Source organism: Paraburkholderia sp. SIMBA_053 (genome assembly GCF_046534895.1).
In the GTDB taxonomy this organism is placed as follows: Bacteria; Pseudomonadota; Gammaproteobacteria; order Burkholderiales; family Burkholderiaceae; genus Paraburkholderia; species Paraburkholderia caledonica.
In genome coordinates, this window is record NZ_JAWRXU010000001.1 from 597956 (window position 1) to 615636 (window position 17681).

The 17681-nt window shown below is 61.7% G+C and carries 20 protein-coding genes; 2 read left to right on the forward strand and 18 right to left on the reverse strand.

From position 1 onward, the window contains the following. Positions 1-2: 2 nt before the first annotated feature. The 11 genes from dhaL to SB753_RS02780 form a co-directional block, all read right to left on the reverse strand. Positions 3-644: a dihydroxyacetone kinase subunit DhaL gene (gene dhaL, locus SB753_RS02730; RefSeq protein WP_410798842.1), complete on the reverse strand. Its 642-nt coding sequence runs from the start codon at positions 642-644 to the stop codon at positions 3-5. After that, the gene (locus tag SB753_RS02735; RefSeq protein WP_410798844.1) at positions 641-1678 is read right to left on the reverse strand and encodes an ABC transporter ATP-binding protein; all 1038 of its coding nucleotides are present in this window, start codon (positions 1676-1678) and stop codon (positions 641-643) included. Before SB753_RS02735 ends, dhaL begins: the two co-directional genes overlap by 4 nt. Then, entirely contained in the window at positions 1671-2774 is a 1104-nt protein-coding gene (locus SB753_RS02740) for an ABC transporter ATP-binding protein (RefSeq protein ID WP_410798846.1), read from the reverse strand. Before SB753_RS02740 ends, SB753_RS02735 begins: the two co-directional genes overlap by 8 nt. A 4-nt stretch (positions 2775-2778) precedes the next feature. After that, positions 2779-2973, reverse strand: coding sequence for a hypothetical protein (locus tag SB753_RS02745; protein ID WP_087751195.1), 195 nt, complete (start codon positions 2971-2973; stop codon positions 2779-2781). Continuing rightward, entirely contained in the window at positions 2970-3923 is a 954-nt protein-coding gene (locus tag SB753_RS02750) for a carbohydrate ABC transporter permease (protein WP_027778467.1), read from the reverse strand. The genes SB753_RS02745 and SB753_RS02750 overlap by 4 nt, the downstream gene beginning before the upstream one ends. Then, entirely contained in the window at positions 3920-4876 is a 957-nt protein-coding gene (locus tag SB753_RS02755) for a carbohydrate ABC transporter permease (RefSeq protein WP_027778466.1), read from the reverse strand. The genes SB753_RS02750 and SB753_RS02755 overlap by 4 nt, the downstream gene beginning before the upstream one ends. A 66-nt stretch (positions 4877-4942) precedes the next feature. Then, positions 4943-6274: an ABC transporter substrate-binding protein gene (locus SB753_RS02760; RefSeq protein WP_020070874.1), complete on the reverse strand. Its 1332-nt coding sequence runs from the start codon at positions 6272-6274 to the stop codon at positions 4943-4945. 113 nt (positions 6275-6387) lie between these two features. Then, entirely contained in the window at positions 6388-7407 is a 1020-nt protein-coding gene (locus SB753_RS02765; RefSeq protein ID WP_410798848.1) for a LacI family DNA-binding transcriptional regulator, read from the reverse strand. A gap of 224 nt (positions 7408-7631) precedes the next feature. Further along, positions 7632-7808 carry a hypothetical protein gene (locus tag SB753_RS02770; RefSeq protein ID WP_020070876.1) on the reverse strand — a complete coding sequence of 59 codons (177 nt, stop codon included), beginning with the start codon at positions 7806-7808 and terminating at the stop codon, positions 7632-7634. Continuing rightward, the gene (locus SB753_RS02775; RefSeq protein ID WP_408166422.1) at positions 7805-8638 is read right to left on the reverse strand and encodes a class I SAM-dependent methyltransferase; all 834 of its coding nucleotides are present in this window, start codon (positions 8636-8638) and stop codon (positions 7805-7807) included. The genes SB753_RS02770 and SB753_RS02775 overlap by 4 nt, the downstream gene beginning before the upstream one ends. Before the next feature lie 138 nt (positions 8639-8776). Continuing rightward, positions 8777-9211 (reverse strand): GFA family protein, encoded by a 435-nt coding sequence (locus SB753_RS02780; protein WP_020070878.1) that lies wholly within the window; start codon positions 9209-9211, stop codon positions 8777-8779. A gap of 146 nt (positions 9212-9357) precedes the next feature. Here SB753_RS02780 and SB753_RS02785 point away from each other — a divergent pair, with 146 nt between their 5' ends. Next, positions 9358-10440: an AraC family transcriptional regulator gene (locus tag SB753_RS02785; RefSeq protein ID WP_410798850.1), complete on the forward strand. Its 1083-nt coding sequence runs from the start codon at positions 9358-9360 to the stop codon at positions 10438-10440. A gap of 107 nt (positions 10441-10547) precedes the next feature. Here the strand turns inward: SB753_RS02785 and SB753_RS02790 are convergent, their stop codons facing one another. Both SB753_RS02790 and SB753_RS02795 read right to left on the reverse strand, forming a co-directional pair. Further along, positions 10548-11132, reverse strand: a complete 585-nt coding sequence (locus SB753_RS02790) for a DUF308 domain-containing protein (protein ID WP_410798852.1) — start codon at positions 11130-11132, stop codon at positions 10548-10550. Between the two features lie 77 nt (positions 11133-11209). Then, on the reverse strand, positions 11210-11824 hold the full coding sequence (locus SB753_RS02795; RefSeq protein ID WP_020070881.1) for a hypothetical protein: 615 nt from the start codon (positions 11822-11824) through the stop codon (positions 11210-11212). 154 nt (positions 11825-11978) lie between these two features. Here SB753_RS02795 and SB753_RS02800 point away from each other — a divergent pair, with 154 nt between their 5' ends. Beyond that, entirely contained in the window at positions 11979-13469 is a 1491-nt protein-coding gene (locus tag SB753_RS02800; protein WP_410798855.1) for an HD domain-containing phosphohydrolase, read from the forward strand. A gap of 29 nt (positions 13470-13498) precedes the next feature. On the opposite strand, the gene SB753_RS02805 is transcribed toward SB753_RS02800, so the two are convergent. The 5 genes from SB753_RS02805 to SB753_RS02825 form a co-directional block, all read right to left on the reverse strand. Then, complete coding sequence (locus SB753_RS02805; protein WP_114200215.1) at positions 13499-13840, reverse strand: cupin domain-containing protein; 342 nt, start codon at positions 13838-13840, stop codon at positions 13499-13501. Between the two features lie 187 nt (positions 13841-14027). Further along, positions 14028-14876: an oxaloacetate decarboxylase gene (locus SB753_RS02810; protein WP_410798858.1), complete on the reverse strand. Its 849-nt coding sequence runs from the start codon at positions 14874-14876 to the stop codon at positions 14028-14030. A gap of 129 nt (positions 14877-15005) precedes the next feature. After that, a complete protein-coding gene (locus tag SB753_RS02815) occupies positions 15006-15431 on the reverse strand; it encodes an OsmC family protein (RefSeq protein WP_020070885.1) in 426 nt (141 codons plus the stop codon). Positions 15432-15643: 212 nt separating this feature from the next. Continuing rightward, on the reverse strand, positions 15644-16198 hold the full coding sequence (locus SB753_RS02820) for a carboxymuconolactone decarboxylase family protein (protein ID WP_410798860.1): 555 nt from the start codon (positions 16196-16198) through the stop codon (positions 15644-15646). Positions 16199-16259: 61 nt separating this feature from the next. Then, positions 16260-17612 carry an aspartate aminotransferase family protein gene (locus tag SB753_RS02825; RefSeq protein ID WP_410798862.1) on the reverse strand — a complete coding sequence of 451 codons (1353 nt, stop codon included), beginning with the start codon at positions 17610-17612 and terminating at the stop codon, positions 16260-16262. Between the last annotated feature and the right edge of the window lie 69 nt (positions 17613-17681).

The window sequence follows — 17681 nt, forward strand, 5'->3', positions numbered from 1 at the left end:
CGTCATGCTCCTTGTCCGTTGTGTTGCGCGAGTCGCGCGCATACCGAGGCAATCATGATCTGGCTGGAGCGCGCGCCCGGATCGATATGCCCGCGCGAGCGCTCCCCGAGAAACGATGCGCGTCCCTTGGTTGCCAGCATGTCGCGCGTTGCCAGCATGTTTTCCTCGGCGACTCGCGGCAAGGTGTCGAGCACCGTTCGCGCCGCTGCGTTTTCTGCCGCCAACTGCTCGAAGCGCTGCGCGACTGGTATCAATACGTCCATCATCGTCTTGCTGCCGACGCCGGTCTTGCCTCGTTGCCCAACGGCCTCGACCCCCGCCGCAAAGATGCGAGCGAAGCCAGCCACATCCATTACATTGTTCGCGGACGCTTTCGCCATACCGTTCAGCAATGAGAAGAACAATGGACCCGACGATCCGCCCACCGTGGACAGCACCTTGGACGCCGCGATCTCGAGCGCGGGGCCGAGTGCTTGCGCCGCGATCTCCGCGCGCACCGCGAGGAGCGCTTCCATGCCGCGCAGCAGATTGAAAATGTGATCTCCATCGCCGATCTGCTGGTCGAGCGACGCAATCTCGTCGGTGTGCTCCTTCAAAGCCGCATACGCAGCGTCGATGCACGCCATGACCGTTTCGCCGTTCATGTCGGGATCCTCCTGCCGTCGGCATGGAAATATAAAAGGCTGCGTGAAGGCAATGACACGCCGACCCGTTGCCCCGGTGAAAAACTGCGCTCGGTGACGGTCGTGGCGACCACGGCGGTTCCGGCGCGATCCAGAATCAGCAGATGACGCAGCGGCGAATATTCGAGCACCGTGAGATCGAGTGCATCCTGTGCGCCGCTCGCGTGACCTTCAGCCGGGTCGTGCAGCACGATGTCTTCGGGACGAATCCCGACGGTCGCCGTGCCCGCCGGCATGTGTGCCGAGTCGAACAGTGTGGGCGGCAACAGGTTGATCGGCGGAGAGCCGAGCCGTTGCGCGGCGCTCAGCGAGACCGGATTGCCATACACCTCGCGCGGCGTGCCGAGTTGCACGAGACGCCCATGATCGAGAATACCGATGCGATCCGCGAGCGTAGTCGCTTCGACCTGATCGTGCGTGACATAGACGATGGTGGCACCGATCGTACGATGCAGGCGCTTCAGTTCGATACGCAACTCCTCACGCAGCTTCGCATCGAGCGACGACAGCGGCTCGTCCATGAGAAACGCCTTGGGCTGCCGCACGAGCGCCCGCCCAATCGCCACGCGCTGCATCTCGCCACCGGACAAATGTGTGGCCATGTTGTCGAGTTTCGCTTCCATATGCAGCATTTCCGCTACCGCGTGAACCCGCGAACGCACATCCGCCTCGCTGCTGCGCCGTCTCGGCGAGCGCAGCGGAAACGCCAGGTTGCCGAACACAGTCAGGTGCGGGTAAAGCGAGTATTGCTGGAAAATAAAAGCGACATCGCGATCGGACGGATGCACACCCGTCGCAATCGTCCCGTCGATCAGCACGTCGCCCGCGTCGGGCCGCTCGAGTCCGGCGATCAGACGCAGCGTCGTGGTCTTGCCCGCGCCGCTCGGTCCGAGCAGCACCACGAACTCGCCGTCGGCCACGTCGATCGAAATATCGTCCACCGCCGCGATGTCGCCGAAGCGTTTGGACACGTTGCGCAACTGGATTTCAGCCATGAGCTTCTCCGTGTGCAGGAATCGTGCGAGCGGCGCCCGGCAGCAACCGGCCGCTCTGCGCGTCGTACAGCAGCGTGCGGTCCTTGCGAAACGACAAACCGACCGGCGATCCGGCCGGCAAGCCATCGTCTTTGCCGACTCGCACCCGCACGACGCCCAGCGCGGTTTCCACCACCAGCACCTGATGCGAACCGAGGTATTCGTCGGCAATGACCTTGCCGCGCAGCGGGCCGTGCTGATCGATCGTCACATGCTCGGGACGAATGCCCAGCAGCACGCGTTCAGCGCCAGCCTCCGAGCGCGGCACCGGCACTGCTGCGCCGTGCAGCAGGACTTGTTCGTCGCCCGCATTCACGCCGCCATCTGCCGCGAGGAAATTCATGGGCGGACTGCCGATAAAATTGCCGACGAACACCGTCGCCGGAAAGTGGTAGATCTCGTGAGGGGGTCCGGCTTGCAGTAACTCGCCTTTGTTCATCACGACAATGTCGTCGGCCATCGCCATCGCTTCGCTCTGATCGTGCGTGACATAAACGGTCGTCGCGCCCAGTGCGTTATGTAGCTTCCGCAACTCGAGGCACATCAGTTCACGGAAATCCGCATCGAGCGTGCCGAGTGGTTCGTCCATCAGAAACGCTTTCGGTTGCCGTACGATCGCCCGTCCCAGCGCCACGCGCTGCCGGTCGCCGCCGGACAGGCCGCCTGTTTTGCGATCGAGAATGTTCTCGATACGCAGCATGTGCGCGGCGGCATCCACACGCGCCGCGATCTCCTTGCGCGACACATGCTCGTTCCTGAGCGGAAAAGCGATGTTGTTGCGCACGGTCATATGCGGATAGAGCGCGAACATCTGGAACACAAATGCAATGTCACGTTGACGCGCGCGCAATTGCGTCACGTCGTCACCGTCTATCAGGATCTGGCCGGAGGTGGGCAATTCCAGGCCCGCTATCATGCGCAGCGTCGTGGTTTTGCCGCAGCCCGACGGACCCAGCAACACGACGAAGCGCCCCGCGCCAATAGTCAAACTGGTGTCGCGCACAGCGACGAAGTCGTCGAAACGCTTGTGAAGGTTGGCAAGAACGATCGTCGACATGGCGTCAGTCCGGGAAATGACTGGTCACGACAAACGCCAGGGCGCCCACCAGGATCACGGGAAAGGACCACGTGAACAGTGTCAGCGAAAACGGCTGCACCAGCATTGCCATGCCGAGACCGATCAGTGCGGTCGACACTGCCTCGCTGTAACCGCGGCGCAGATAATGTCTTTGTGGCAAAACGGACTCTCGTTTCATTTGCGCACCGCTCCGAAGGTGATGCCGCGCAGCAGATGCTTGCGCAACACGACAGTGAAGATGAGGATAGGCACCACGAAAAGCGTCGTCGCGGCCGCGACGGCCGGCCAGTCCTGACCGCCCTCGCCAATAATGAACGGAATGAACGGCGGCATGGTCTGGGCATCGCCGCTGGTCAGTAGCGACGCGAATGCGTACTCGTTCCATGCGAAGATCAGGCAGAAAATAGCGGTCGCGGCAATGCCCGTGATGGCCTGCGGTAGCACGACCTTAACGAACGCCTGAAGCCGCGTGTAGCCATCCACGAGCGCGGCCTCTTCGTACTCGCGCGGAATCTCGTCCATGAAGCCCTTCAGAAGCCAGACCGCCAGCGATACATTGACCGCTGTATAGAGCACGATCATGCCGACGTAACTGTCGCTCAGGCCGAGAGCCCGATACATCAGGTAAATCGGAATGGCGACTGCGATCGGCGGCATCATGCGCGTCGACAGAATGAAAAACAGCAGGTCGTCGGCAAGCGGCACCTTGAAACGGGAGAATGCATAGGCCGCCAATGTGCCGAGAAATACCGCGAGAAAAGTCGAGCCAAAACCGATCACGAGTGAATTGACGAAGCGCGGGAGTACTTTGGACGGGCCGGCAATCACCATGTTTCGCTTGCGTACATCGCGCTCATACCAGGTCTGCGCGGGCGGAAGACTCGCAATGAATTCCGGCGTTTGCCGCGAACGGATCGTGAACAGATTCACATAGCCTTCCATCGACGGCTGAAACAACACGACTGGTGGATAGGCAATGGCATCTTCCTGCGTCTTGAAACTGGTCAGGCAGATCCACAAAATCGGCAAGATCGCGATCAATGCGTAAGTGATGACAATCGCAGCGGCAAAGCGCTTGCCGCGTGGCGAAGAAGCCACCACCGAATGTTGAGCGGTAGTCGGTCTCATCGCTGTTTCACCCGGTTGAGCGCCTTGACGTAAATATTCGCCGCACCAAATACCGTCACGAACAGAATGATTGCCAATGCGGATGAGTAGCCTGTCTGCCATTTCTCGAAAGCAGCGCGCTTCAGTGTGATCGATACGGTTTCGGTTACTGAACCGGGTCCGCCCGAAGTCAGCAGGTTCACCATGTCGAACATCTTGAAGTTCTCGATACCGCGAAACAGCACCGCCAGCATCAGGAACGGCAATGTCATCGGTAACGTGATCGACCAGAACTGCCGCCACGGTGTGGCGCGATCCACCTCGGCGGCTTCGTAGATATAGTCGGGAATCGAGCGCAGGCCTGCGAGGCAGATGAGCATCACGTACGGCGTCCACATCCATGTATCGACCATCACGATGGTCCACGGCGCGAGCGACACGTCGCCGATCATCTGAAACGAGCCCGGCGCAATGCCGGTGAAGAAGCCAACGATATCGTTGAAGAGCCCCGTTTGCGGTTGCAGCAGAAAGGTCCAGAAGTTACCGACCACTGCCGGCGACAGCATCATCGGCAGCAGGATCAGCGTGGTCCAGAAGCTGTGGCCGCGGAACTGCCGGTTGATGAGCAACGCGAGGCCGAATCCCAATAGCACTTCGAGGCCAACCGACCAGAACACGAAGCGCGCCGTTACCTGCATTGCGTACCAGATGTCTTCGTCGGTGAGAATGTCGACGTAGTTGTCGATTCCGACAAAGCGCGCCGGCACGCTCGGCATGTTCGACTTGAAGTTCGTGAACGACAGACGCAGTGCCCAGATCAACGGAAAGATGTTGATCGCGAGCAGCAGCAGGATTGTTGGAAGAATGAACAGCCACGCAATGGTCCTGTCCGACAATCCAGTCAGACGCGTGTGCGCGCGCGCCGCCGCCGGCGACTTCATTCCCGCCGACGAAAAAGGCTTGTTTGCCAGCATGCCTCGCTCCTTTAAAGGCATCGGCGGCATCCGTGCAGGCGCCGCCGGTCCCGTCCTCGATACGCGCTAGTTCTTGCCTTCCGCCTTGAAGACCTTGTTCCAGTCTTTGACGAGCAAGTCCAGCGCTTCCTTGGCCGTGCCCTTGTCGGCCACCACGTAGTCATGCACCCGCTTTTGCATGTCGAGCAGGAGTTCCGCATAAGTTGGCTCGGCCCAGAAGTCTTTGACGATCGACATAGACTTCAGGAACGCCGGCGCAAAGGGCGCGCTTTTCGGAAAGTCGGGCGCATCGACCACTGATTTCGCCGCCGAATAACCGCCGAGCTGCCACCACTTCTTCTGGACGTCCGGTTGCGCGAACCACTTGATGTACTCGAGCGCATCGTCTTTATGATCCGAATAAGCGACGACAGAAATGCCCTGCCCTCCAAGCTGCGTGTACTGCTTCGTTTCGCGCGGGTTGACGAAGAAACCGATCTTGTCGCCGCCCACATTCGGGTCTTTGTAGAGTCCGGGGAAGAATGCAAACCAGTTCATTTGCATGGCCACCTGGCCGGACTTGAAGGCATCCAGCCCTTCCTGCATGTACGCGTTGGTCATGCCCGGCGCCGTGCAGCACTTGTAAAGCGCCTTGTAGTACTCCAGTCCCTTGACCGCGCCCGGAGAGTTGACGAAGCCGTCGAGGTGGTACGGCTTCTTCGGGTCCTGATACTCGAAGCCGAAGTTGTAAAGCGCATTGGTCACGCCCATTGTGATGCCTTCAGAACCGCGCTCCGTGAAGATATAGACACCGTAGACCGTCTTGCCGTCTATCTTGCGGCCCTGAAAGAACTCCGCGGTTTGCTTGAGTTCGTCCAGTGTGGTGGGCGGTTCGAGTTCGCGTTTATATTTCTGCTTGAATTCGGCACGCAATTCAGGGCGAGCGAACCAGTCCTTTCGATACGTCCAGCCCACTGCGTCCGCCATGGCCGGCAACGCCCAGTAATTAGGCGTGTTCTTCGGCCACTCCGCGTAACCCACTACAGTCGCCGGCACGAAGTCGTTCATCGAAATCTTGTTCTTCGCAAAGAAATCGTTGAGCTTCACATAGTGCCCGTTGACTGCCGCGCCGCCGATCCATTGGCTGTCGCCGATGATCAGGTCACACAGTTTGCCATGCGAATTAAGTTCGTTAATGAAGCGATCCGCGTAACTCGTCCACGGCACGAACTCGAACTTCATTTTGATGCCGGTTTTCGTGGTGAAATCTTTCGACAATTCGACGAGTGCATTGGCCGGGTCCCATGCTGCCCAGCATAGCGTCAACTGCTTGTCCTGTGCCTGCGCGCCCGGTGCCATGCCGAGTCCCAACGCAATGATGCCCGCCGCTATTACCCTTGCTGACGTAAGACGTAACATTTGTCTTCTCCTTGTCTTTCCCGGGTCTCCAACCTGCTGTGGAACAGCGCCCATGCGCCGGGTGCTGTATTTGAGCTCAGCGGATTCGCACTGCAATCCGCGTGTCGCGAGCTTCAGGCATGCGCATTCTCACGAAGATAGATTCTGGTTTCCGGCGCTGGAATGGCGAGCGCGCCACGCACGTCGTTAAGACAATTGATCGCAACGAGGCCCGACCAGTGGACGATGCCGCGCACGTCCTGATCGAGGATCACGTCGATAGCACGTTCTGATAACTGCGTGCGCGTCGCCGCAGTGCATTGATGGCCGATCAACACGAGGCGAGCCTTGTCGCCGGATTCCTGCAATGCTCTTGCGATGCCCGAAATGCCGCCGCCCGTTGCATAAACGCCGACCAGATCCGGGTGACGCGCAATGAGACCTTGCGCGGCGAGGCCCGCGCCGTCGTCGTCTTCGGTGAAGTCCGGTTCCGCGATCCAGCGCAGATTGCGGAAGTCTTCTTCGAGCACCTGTGAAAACCCGGTGCGCCGTTCGAGTTGATCGTGCAGGCGCGATGAGCCCGACAGGACCGCCACCGTGCCGATGCGCGCACCGAGAAAGCGGCCCATCAACGCACCGGCCATGCGTCCTGCGATCCGGTTATCGACGCCGACATATGCTGCGCGACGGCTGGCGGGCAAATCGGAGAAGACCGTGACAACGGGCACGCCTGCATCGCTCGTGTCTTCGATAAGACGTTCGACCGCGGGATAGTCGAGCGGCACGAGTACCAGCGCGTCGTAGTCGATGACCTGCTGCGCGAAAGCAATGGTGTCGCGATGAGATGAGAAGTCGCACCGGTAAAACGACGGAACGATCCGGTGCTCGCGAAAGAAGCTCGCGGACAGTGCGATGTCACGCTCGACGTGATCGAGAAAGCGCGAATTGACTTGAGGGAGAACGAAGGCGACGCGATAGGAATTGAGCTTGGCGGGACGACCGCGACTCGCGCGGTCGTCCCGCAGCGCCGCGAGTGCCAGATGCACGCGCTCTGCCGTTTCGGGACGCACGGCCTGGTCGTCGCGCAACACACGATCGACCGTGGCAACGCTCACGCCCGCGCGACGCGCAATCATCATACGTGTAGCCGGCATGTGTCTCCTCCGCTGCCGAGCCCGAACTGCTTTGTTTAATCAAGGTAGTTTTTCCCGCGTGAAATGCAAGTTTTTTCGCAGCAGTAAACGCATCATTTTTGACAGCACGAATGCGCTGCGTCTCCGCATGAGTGTCATGCATGGCGTGCGTGGTATGAGGAAATGAATTGAGCTTTACCGCGCACGAAGGCGCGGTAAAGCATCAGATTGCAATGAAGCGGCAGTCAAGCCGAAAGACCCAACACCGTCAGGACGAACCGAAGACCGAAAAAGCACGCCGACGAGCACAGTGGCAACGCAATCATCACCGAACCGTGCCGGAGACCGATCACGCAAGCGATCGACCAGAGGCGCGAGGCGGATCCGAGCAGGACGGCGACGCTGCGCTCGACGCCGTTCATGATCGTTCCACCACCACTTCGAGATACTCGCTCGGCAGCACGAGCGTCGCGTCGCCGGACCGGTTGCGGCTCTTTATCAAGGTCATCAGATCGCTGAGAAGCGCTGCTTGCCGCTCGCCGTCGAGTGCGCCAAATGCCTTGTTCACCGGTCCATAAAACGTGCGGAAGACTTCGACGAAATGTTCTGGGGAGCGGTAACGGAACGTGAAATGGCGGCTGTTCGCGTCGATCTTCTTGGTCTTCCCTTCGAACAGTGTTTCCAGCCGCGCCTTCGTGCCCCACAGCGCAGGCGATGCTACGCCCACGGGTGGCGGAATGTGCATGCCGATTGTCTTGAACACCTGTCCGATGAAGCTATCCGGTGTCCAGTTCGCGAGGCCGATGCGGCCACCCGGCTTGCAAACACGAGCCAGTTCAGCCGCTGCCTTCTCCTGGTCCGGAGCGAACATCACACCGAACGTCGACATGACGATATCGAACGAGGCGTCCGGGAACGGCAGCGCTTCCGCGTCCGCTTCCTGAAACTTGACGGCAAGACCCTCTGCTTGTGCCCGGGCACGGCCGGCGTCCAGCAGTGAGGCGACATAGTCAGTGGAGGTGACATCGCACCAGCGGCGCGCGGCCGCCAACGTTGCATTGCCATTGCCTGCTGCAACGTCGAGCACGCTCGAACCGGCGCGTAGGTCTAGCGCTTCGCACAGAGTTTCACCGACGATCTGCAGCGTCGTGCCGACGACAGCGTAATTGCCGGTCGACCACGCGGCCTGTTGACGGACCTTGACGGCAGCGAAATCTGCGACGGGCGAAAAAGAAGAATCGACTGCGGACATAAACGACTCCTGAGAACCAAGGGCAGCGGTGAGTCAATGCTCGAAGTTGCTGCCATTCAGATGACGCCGCGAACTTGCACTGCGAGAAGGCCCGCGCGACGATCGGGCGAATCGAACCTGAACCGCGAGGTGCAATGGTTATTCGGCGACGCTGATACCCGAGCCGCCCATTTCCCCCGGCAGATCTTTTTGCTTGGGCAGACCGTCTTTCATTCGAAGGCGCGACTCCGTGTAATGAACGTGCACACCGGGTTCATATGGGAAGTCGGCGATGACCGCGGCGTACACGTCGATCAGTTCGAGCCCGGGATGTTCGGTAAAGAGATGTCCACCACATGACTTGCACCACTTGCGATAGCTATGCGGCGTCTTGTTGTAAGTGCCGATATCATCGGCGCCGCGAGTAACGTTCAGCGCCTCGGGCTTCCACAGCGTGAATGCATTGACGGGCGCTGCCGACCAGCTTCGGCACGACTCACAATGGCAATAGCCCATGCCCGCAGGCTCCCCGGTTACGGTGAATTGCACTGCGCCGCAAAAGCATTGACCGCGATAGGTCTCTGGGTAACTCATGTCGTTCTCCTGATGGTGTAAGTCGACGCTCTACCGTTCGTTGTTGCGGATTCGCGTGAGTGCTAGTATCGGGACGCAAGCCATATCGGTGAATGACCGGTCGTCCAGATGTTTTGCGCAGGACGCCGAAACTGATGGACAACACCATGGATGCTCTTTCCGACGTACTTCGCCTCGTGCATCTAAGTGGAGCGGTGTATCTAAGCGCAGACTTCACTGCACCCTGGTGTGTTTTCGGCGAGGCGACCCGGGAGTTGTGCGTGTCGTTTCTGCCGCGCGCGGAGCGCATCGTCTCCTATCACCTCATCACCGAAGGAAGCTGTCGCGCACGACTCGTCGACGACCCCTCCTCCGCTATCTGCGTCGATGCCGGAGAACTTCTCGTGGTACCGCAGGGTGAAGCGCACCTAATGGGCAGCTCTCTAGAACTCGAACCGGCGCCCTCTCACCAGATGCTGTCGCAGTATCTGGAAACCACACCGGGCGACGTGATCAGATTGAGTTACGGTGGGGGTGGTGCGAAAACGCGGCTCATTTGCGGCTTCCTCGCCTGCGACGACACGCTGACCAATCCGGTGCTGTCGGCATTGCCCCGTATGTTCAAGATCGACATGCGCAACGACGCGAGATCCGCGTGGCTTGAGTCATCGTTGAAACTCGCGGCTTTAGAAGCAGCCGAATGGCGCGTAGGCAGCGCGATCGTGCTCGGTCGTTTGTCCGAACTGCTTTTCGTGGAGGCGGTACGGCGTTGTGTCGATTCGCTGCCTGCGGACCGCAAAGGATGGCTGGCCGGCGTCAGTGATCGTTTCGTGGGACGATCGCTCGCGTTGATGCACGCGCAACCGGCGCATGGCTGGACGGTCGATGAACTTGCCCGCAAAGCGGGCCTCTCGCGTTCGGCGCTTGCACAGCGCTTTACTCAATTGCTTGGCCAGCCGCCGATGCAATATCTGGCGCGCTGGCGTCTGCAAATCGCGGCACAGGCGTTACGTGACGGAGCGCAGTCGCTTACGGCTATTGCGGAGCGGGTCGGCTATGAGTCGGAGGCGGCGTTTAATCGCGCATTCAAGCGTGAATTCGGTTTGCCGCCCGCCAGTTGGCGACGCAGCCACTTGACGACGGACGGCCACGATTCGATGTCCGACTCGGCCGAAGCGAGTTTTCTCTCAGGCGAATGTTCGCCCGACGTCGGCGGCAAGGCCGGCGTCAGCGGAATCTCGCCTCTATAAAGCGGTTCTAGGTGCGGCGGAAATCGAACATCCGGCCAATATCGAACGACTCATGAAGCACATGCAGAGCGAATGGTGTCGTGAGAATGGCCAGTTCTTTCCGCCGGTCAGGCGACCTTGCGGCGCAGCCGGCGTGCATAGAGCCACACCGCGGAAACCAGATAATAGATTGCGCCCACCGCGGCGTATCCCGCTATGCGTGAGATAGCCGGGGGCATCGCCACTCCGGCTTGCACGATGAAGTAAGCACCTGCCAGCGCCGATTGTGCGCCGCTCAGAACCATCGCCCATTGCGCCGAAGAGCGCTTCCAACGGCGCAGCGCAGTTCCGAGTTGCAAGAGCCCTGACAGTATCGCCCACGCCCCGAAGACGCCAAGCACCCAGCTCATACTGGTTCTCAACGCCAGAATTACCGCGATCGCCGTGATGACGCTGATGACGCTGATGACAATGTTGATTGCCTGCGTGCGGCTTTCCGCCATTCCGCCGCTGCGCGACATGTCGAAGTAATTGGCCAGCGCGTCCCACGCGGGATAGACGAAAAGCAGAGCCGCTGTCGCCTCCGGTGAGCGTTGCCCGACCGAAAAAGCAAGCGCGACCCAAACCGCTGAAAACGCGGTCCGCATAAAGTAGTAACGCGTTAGCCAGTGTTCTTCGCGAACGCTATTGGCATTCATGGGATGTTCATTCATTGCAATTCCTTTTCTGATCTCCGCTACGGTGGCGCCTCGTCAGCGGCTTTCATACGTAACGCTCGTGACGGCCCAACTTACATCGGGGGTGCCACTCCGTCCTTCTCCACGACGATCTGCAGCCCCTTGTAGGCGGCACCTGCGCCGTGGCTCGCCACGACGAACACCCGTTTGCCCGAGGTCAGTTCGTCGCGTGTAGCGGGAATGAGCGTGACGACCGGCGCGTTCGCGGGCACCGTAACCGTGTTGTTGCCGCCCTTGTACGAAAGCTTGAGGTCGCGACCGCTGGTACCCTGCACGACCGTATCGACGTTCGCGTTTGTCATCGAGCTATTCGCGCCGAGGTCCCATGCATAGTGACCTTCGGCAGTTCCGCGCGCGGCCTCGGGAAATACGAGCACTTCCTTCGCCACGAGCTTGCCGTCGGCGCCCGGCATTGCGGCGGCCCCTACGTAAGTACCGGGTTTGATATCCGAAAGCTGTACGGCTTTCACCGCATTCAGGCCGGTTGAATCGTCTACTGCGATGCTGACCGTTTCGCCGCTGCGCCGGTGTACCTGGAGCGTGCCGGCCGAATACGACTGGATGGTGCCCCTGATCCGTTCGGGCTTGTCCGCCGAGGGTTGAGCGAACGAGGCGTTAGCGAGCGTGAGGGCAATCGCCGAAACGACGAGTTGAAGTCGGAAGGACATGGATACTCCGTGTGTAGTCGGGTCTGATCGGTGGTAACAATCGCATGACAGCATCGCATTTCGCGCTCTTCGGCGGCATCGGTCAGATGACCGACCCTTCTTCAAAACGCGGGATCGCATATAGTTACCAGTCGTTCCCAAAGTGATTGTTCACATGACCCCAACGATCGACGACGATGCTGGTCACACGCCGCTGCGCGTATTCGATTCCGTGAAGGCGCTCGCCTTCATCGGCGATCTGAGCATGGGCCAGCCAACCGACCATTCGCTGCGCACAGGATGGCTCGCAGCGCGCCTTGCCGAGGCCGCCGGCATCGACGCGACGGCATGCGACACCGTCCGCGAGGCGTCGATGCTGCGCTGGTCAGGGTGCACGGCGAACGCAGCGGGCTTCGCCGACGTTTTCGGCGATGACATCACAAGCCGCGTCGCGATGCTCGAAGGTCGCGTGGACTGGATCGAGCCGCTCGAGGCGCTAGGCGGCGTGGCCGCGGTGCTCACGCCGCTCGCGCAAATTCACTGTGAGGTGTCGGGCGAAATCGCGCGCATGCTGGGCCTCGCACCCGCAACCGAAACTGCATTGCGGCACATCTTCGAAACGTGGGACGGCAACGGGCTCCCCGCGCGTCTGGAGGGAGCGGCGGTGCCGGTTCCGGTGTACGTAATCGGGCTCGCCGGCGATCTGGAGGTTTTCGCCCGCACGTATGGTGTGGAACGGGCGCTCGGGCTGCTTGCACAACGCGCCGACACCCGCTATCCGGCGCGGCTCGTCGACACCGCCGCGCGCCATGCGCCCTCCTGGCTGACGGAACTGGATCAGCTGTCCCCTGCGGATCTCGACGCCGCGTTGACGACGTCGCGAATGCAACAGGCGACGTCGGCTGAATTGATCGCCGACGTGATCGACCTGAAGCTGCCGTGGATGACCGGCTTCTCGCGCGCAGTGGCCGCGACGGCAGCTGCTGGCTGTGCGCGGCTCACGCCGGACGAAGCGGCGCACCGGCGCGTCTATCGCGCGGGTTTGATTCACGGTATTGGCCGCGCGGCGGTTCCAAACAACGTCTGGAACATGGCCCGAGGCCTGCCGCCGAGCGCCTGGGAAAAAGTGCGCCTCGTCCCTTACTGGACATGGCGCGCGGGCCAGCAGGCCGGGGCGCTCGGCGAAGCGGCCGAGCTTGCGTCGCATGCGTACGAACGGCTGGACGGCTCCGGCTATTTTCGTGCGGCGCGCAATGCGGCGTTATCGCTCGAGGCGCGGATACTGGCGGCGTCGGTGGTGTGGGTGGCGTTGCGCTCGCCGCGTCCGTGGCGTGCGGCATTCTCCGCCGACGCTGCGGCGAAGCAGTTGCGCGACGAGGCGGCAAGCGGCCGGTTGGATGGCCACGCGGTGGAGGCAGTGCTGGGTGACGGCGCGGCCGTCGCCCGACGCGCCCCCAGCGGCGCGTCTCAAGGCGCACGCCTCTCTGCCCGCGAGATCGACGTGCTGCGCGCCATTTCGCGAGGCGCGAGCAACAAGGAAGTCGCGCAGGAGTTGGCGCTCAGCCCGAGCACGGTGCGCACGCACGTGGAGAGCGTGTTTCGCAAGCTCGAATGCTCAACGCGCGCGGTGGCCACGCTCAGGGCATCGGCAATGGGCTTGCTGTGATCGCTCGACCCGTGCAGCGGCTCCGACGCTCAACCTGGAGCCGCGGCTAGCACGATGTCCGGGGCGCCTCCCGCCTGAACCATGATGTAGACGACATCGTCTTCCGTCTCGTTCTTGACGTGATGAACGACACCCGGATCGACGTTGAAGAAATCACGCACTTTTGTGCTCTTGACCAGGCCGCCGATTTTCGTCTCCACAGTCAGCACTCCGCTGACTACGAGAAAGCGGTCACTGACGTTGCTGTGGTGATGCCATTGCGTCTCGCCGCCCGCGCGGACAGTCGTTTTAGCGACGGTGTAGCCGTTCTCCCGTAGCAAGGTTTGATATGCGACGTTGCTATTGGCAAGAGGAATGTCCTTATCGTCCATCCTGATGATTCCGTGAAGAGTTAGAAGAGAATGCGAGCGCGGCGGCAACGGCAACGGCAACGGCAACGGCAACGGCAACGGCAACGGCAAAAGGATCTCATGTCAGCAATCGCGGCGGTACCGGTCAAACGACCGATAACTTCCGCATTGCCGTCACCCTGACTGCCGATCAGGGACAGCAGCCCGCCTAGCCCGGCGTCGGCCACTTTTCCTCGGCCTTGGCGAAAAGCTGGTTGAGTTCGTTGCCGCTCGCCGCGTCTTTCGTGTAACCGAAGGTGCCGTGATCGCGTATCTCATTCGCGGCGCGCAGGAACGCGCCAAGTGCCGCGCGCGCGAGCGAGCCGCCGACGCTCACGCGCCGCACGCCCATCGCGCGCAATTCGTCGACGCTGAGCAGAACGCCCTGCAAACCCATCAACACGTTGACGGGACGCTTCAGCGCGCCGACCACGGCGGCGATTTCCTCGCGCGTCTTGAGGCCTGGTGCGTACAGCACGTCGGCGCCGACGGCCTCGTAGGCCTGCAAGCGGCGAATCGTGTCGTCGAGATCCGGACGTCCAGCGAGGTAGTTCTCCGCGCGCGCGGTCAGCGTGAAAGGAAAAGACTGTGCGCGGGACGCTTCGACGGCGGCGCGCACGCGTTCGACAGCGGCCTCGAATGGGTAGATCGGTTCGTCGGCGCGGCCGGTCGCGTCTTCGATCGAGCCTCCCACCACGCCTGCCCGAGCCGCCTGGCGGATGGTTTCCGCGCAGTCTTCCGGCGCATCGCCAAAACCGTTTTCCAGATCGGCGCTGACCGGCAAATCGGTCGCGGCCACGACTTCAGCGAGGTGAATCATCATCTGCGCGCGGCCCACGGCGTTATCCGGCAAGCCGCGCGAAAACGCGTAGCCTGCGCTGCTGGTCGCGAGCGCCTTGAAGCCGGCCAGCGCGAGGAGCCGCGCCGAACCGATGTCCCACGGGTTGGGAATAACGAACGCGTCCTGCGCTGCATGCAGCGCCTGGAATTGCGCTGCTTTTTCGGCCTGGGTTGTCATGGCGATGCCATTGGAGAAGCGCCGCGCCGGCGAAAGATGCCGGCACTGCGGCGTGGGTTGCGCGGAAGTTTCGATGCGCGGCGAACAATGCAGGGCAGCATTGCGCGCCGCCGGTTGCCGATGCCCGGCTCAGGTTTCGAGCTTCGCGTCCATTGTGATGGTGGCGTTCAGCACCTTCGACACCGGACAACCCGCCTTGGCGTCCGCGGTGGCTTTGTCGAACGCAGCCTTGTCGCCGCCAGGAATTTTCACCGCTACGTCCAGATGCACGGCAGTGATCGTGAAGCCGCCGCCGTCTTTGTCGAGCGTGACCGTTGCAGTGGTGCCGATGCGTTCCGGCGAAATGCCCGCCTTACCCAACTCCGCCGAAAGCGCCATCGAAAAGCAGCCCGCGTGCGCAGCCGCGATCAACTCTTCCGGATTTGTGCCGATGCCGTCCGCGAAACGCGTGGAAAACGAATATTGAGTCTCCTTGAGGACGCCGCTGTCGGTGGAAATGGAGCCCTTGCCGTCCTGGAGACCGCCTTGCCAGACTGCTGATGCCTTGCGCTTCATCGTTCTCTCCTGTTGTGCCCTGCTTCACGCGCTGCACGACTGATCGCAATGCCCGCCGCAACGGTCCCGCCCGGATGTTCCGCGGCTTTGGCATGGGTCGCGAGTGCGGCGCTGCGTGACAGGCGCGGACGTGGACCGACCTTCATGATAGGCGCTTCCGTGTGCCAATGCCGTGACGGTGACATACGCCGCCGCGCCGCGGCCGTTGAAGGCTACTCGGCGAACGGCAGGCTTTGCTGGCCGATGGCGCGCATGCCGAACACGTTGAGCGTCATCGCGACGAGCGCGTAGTAGCCGAGCAGCCCGACGAGGTTGATCACCACCGTGTGCCCGAAACGCTCGACCGCCTTTGCATAGGTCGCGTCCGACACGCGCCTGGTGTCGTACAGCTCGCTTGCGAAGTCGTGAATCAGCGCGTCGTCCGGGTTCGCGAAATCGGGCCGCCGGCCTGCGCGGATCGCCTCGGCGTCCGCTTCGTCAACGCCTGCTTCTAGCGCGATCGGATAGTGGATGTACCACTCCGCCTGCGCCTGCCAGCGCGCCGCCGTCATGAGAATGGCGAGTTCCGAAAGACGCAGCGGCAAGCCGGTGCGATAGCGGCAGAACGCGCCGAGACGCTGCGCCTGCTGCGCGAGTTCGGGGCTGTGAATCCAGCCGAGAAACGGTCCGTTCAGATTGCCGCGCGGACCGGACAAAATCTCGTCGAGAACGGCCTTCTGTTCGGGCGTGGCAGCGCCGACATCGAAAGGGGGCAAACGCTCGGTCATTGTCGGTCTCGCAAGTTGAGGTGAATGGCTGAGATGATCAACGGCGGATCGCCGCGTACGGTTATCGCGCGACGGGAGCAACGGCCAACGCGGCAACCAACGCAGCATCGATCGCATCGGCCAGCCGGCTGACGATCTCGTCGATATCGCTCGCGGTGCAGATAAACGGCGGCGCGAGCAACACATGATCGCCGATCTTGCCGTCCACCGTGCCGCCCATCGGATAGACCATCAAGCCGCGCGCGAACGCCTCGCGCCGGATTGCGGCATGCACTTTCAGGCTCGCGTCGAAAGGCGTCTTGCTGCCCCGCTCCCGAACCAGTTCGACGCCGACGAAGAGCCCGCGGCCGCGCACATCGCCGATATGCGGATGTCGTGCATAAGTCTCGCGCAACAGCCCACGCAGTTGTTCGCCGCGGGCCAGCACGTTGGGGAGCAGGTTTTCGTCGGCGATCACGCGCTGTACTTCGAGCGCTGCCGCGCACGCGCTTGCGTGCCCGATATACGTGTGGCCATGCTGAAAGAAACCCGACCCGCCGACGATGGTCTGATAAATCCGGTCGCTTACGAGCGTCGCGCCGATCGGCTGGTAGCCCGCGCCCAATCCCTTGGCGATGGTCAGGATGTCCGGCGCGACGCCGTCCTCTTCGCATGCGTACAGATAGCCTGTGCGGCCCATGCCCGACATGATTTCGTCGAGAATCAGCAGCACGCCATGGCGATCGCACACCGCGCGAATCTTGCGGAAATATTCGCGCACCGGCGGCACCGCACCCGCGGTCGCTCCGACCACAGTTTCGGCGACGAAAGCCGCAACCGTATCCGAGCCGAGTTCGATGATCTTCTGTTCCAGTTCGTCGGCAAGACGCTGCGCAAATTCGGTCTCGCTTTCGTCGGCGCGCTGCTCGCGATACGCATAACACGGGCTCACGTGATGCGCTTCGATCAGCATCGGCAGGAAGGGCTCGCGCCGCCACGCGTTGCCGCCGATTGCCAGCGCGCCGAGCGTGTTCCCGTGATAGCTCTGCCGCCGGGCGATGAAATGGCGCCGCCGCGGTTCGCCCTTCTCCACGAAATATTGACGCGCTAACTTAAGCGCGGCTTCTACCGCTTCCGAACCGCCCGACACCAAATACACGTGTTCGAGGCCCTGCGGCGCGCTCGCGACGAGCCGGTCGGCGAGTTCCTCGGCGGGCTGGGTCGTGAAGAACGAAGTGTGCGCGTACGGCAACTGTTGCGCCTGCCGTTTAATGGCGTCGATTACGCGCTGGTTGCTGTGTCCGAGGCACGACACGGCGGCGCCGCCCGAAGCGTCGATATAACGTTTGCCCGTCGAGTCGATAATCTCGATGCCGTCGCCAGCAACGGCAACCGGTAACGACTGCTTTGGCGAACGATGAAATACAGTGGACATGGCTTTCACCTGTAGTGGACGGCGGCGGCCGATCAAGCTGCGGCGCGCGCTCGATCAACAACCGATACA

Excerpts from the sequence above, each read along its gene's own strand:
- SB753_RS02790 (WP_410798852.1), bottom strand. The coding sequence starts at position 11,132 with ATGAATGAACATCCCATGAATGCCAATAGCGTTCGCGAAGAACACTGG.
- SB753_RS02755 (WP_027778466.1), bottom strand. The coding sequence starts at position 4,876 with ATGCTGGCAAACAAGCCTTTTTCGTCGGCGGGAATGAAGTCGCCGGCG.
- SB753_RS02780 (WP_020070878.1), bottom strand. The coding sequence starts at position 9,211 with ATGAGTTACCCAGAGACCTATCGCGGTCAATGCTTTTGCGGCGCAGTG.
- SB753_RS02765 (WP_410798848.1), bottom strand. The coding sequence starts at position 7,407 with ATGCCGGCTACACGTATGATGATTGCGCGTCGCGCGGGCGTGAGCGTT.
- SB753_RS02805 (WP_114200215.1), bottom strand. The coding sequence starts at position 13,840 with ATGGACGATAAGGACATTCCTCTTGCCAATAGCAACGTCGCATATCAA.
- SB753_RS02820 (WP_410798860.1), bottom strand. The coding sequence starts at position 16,198 with ATGACCGAGCGTTTGCCCCCTTTCGATGTCGGCGCTGCCACGCCCGAA.
- SB753_RS02815 (WP_020070885.1), bottom strand. The coding sequence starts at position 15,431 with ATGAAGCGCAAGGCATCAGCAGTCTGGCAAGGCGGTCTCCAGGACGGC.
- SB753_RS02775 (WP_408166422.1), bottom strand. The coding sequence starts at position 8,638 with ATGTCCGCAGTCGATTCTTCTTTTTCGCCCGTCGCAGATTTCGCTGCC.
- SB753_RS02735 (WP_410798844.1), bottom strand. The coding sequence starts at position 1,678 with ATGGCTGAAATCCAGTTGCGCAACGTGTCCAAACGCTTCGGCGACATC.
- SB753_RS02770 (WP_020070876.1), bottom strand. The coding sequence starts at position 7,808 with ATGAACGGCGTCGAGCGCAGCGTCGCCGTCCTGCTCGGATCCGCCTCG.
- SB753_RS02750 (WP_027778467.1), bottom strand. The coding sequence starts at position 3,923 with ATGAGACCGACTACCGCTCAACATTCGGTGGTGGCTTCTTCGCCACGC.
- SB753_RS02740 (WP_410798846.1), bottom strand. The coding sequence starts at position 2,774 with ATGTCGACGATCGTTCTTGCCAACCTTCACAAGCGTTTCGACGACTTC.
- dhaL (WP_410798842.1), bottom strand. The coding sequence starts at position 644 with ATGAACGGCGAAACGGTCATGGCGTGCATCGACGCTGCGTATGCGGCT.
- SB753_RS02810 (WP_410798858.1), bottom strand. The coding sequence starts at position 14,876 with ATGACAACCCAGGCCGAAAAAGCAGCGCAATTCCAGGCGCTGCATGCA.
- SB753_RS02795 (WP_020070881.1), bottom strand. The coding sequence starts at position 11,824 with ATGTCCTTCCGACTTCAACTCGTCGTTTCGGCGATTGCCCTCACGCTC.
- SB753_RS02745 (WP_087751195.1), bottom strand. The coding sequence starts at position 2,973 with ATGAAACGAGAGTCCGTTTTGCCACAAAGACATTATCTGCGCCGCGGT.
- SB753_RS02785 (WP_410798850.1), top strand. The coding sequence starts at position 9,358 with ATGGATGCTCTTTCCGACGTACTTCGCCTCGTGCATCTAAGTGGAGCG.
- SB753_RS02760 (WP_020070874.1), bottom strand. The coding sequence starts at position 6,274 with ATGTTACGTCTTACGTCAGCAAGGGTAATAGCGGCGGGCATCATTGCG.
- SB753_RS02825 (WP_410798862.1), bottom strand. The coding sequence starts at position 17,612 with ATGTCCACTGTATTTCATCGTTCGCCAAAGCAGTCGTTACCGGTTGCC.
- SB753_RS02800 (WP_410798855.1), top strand. The coding sequence starts at position 11,979 with ATGACCCCAACGATCGACGACGATGCTGGTCACACGCCGCTGCGCGTA.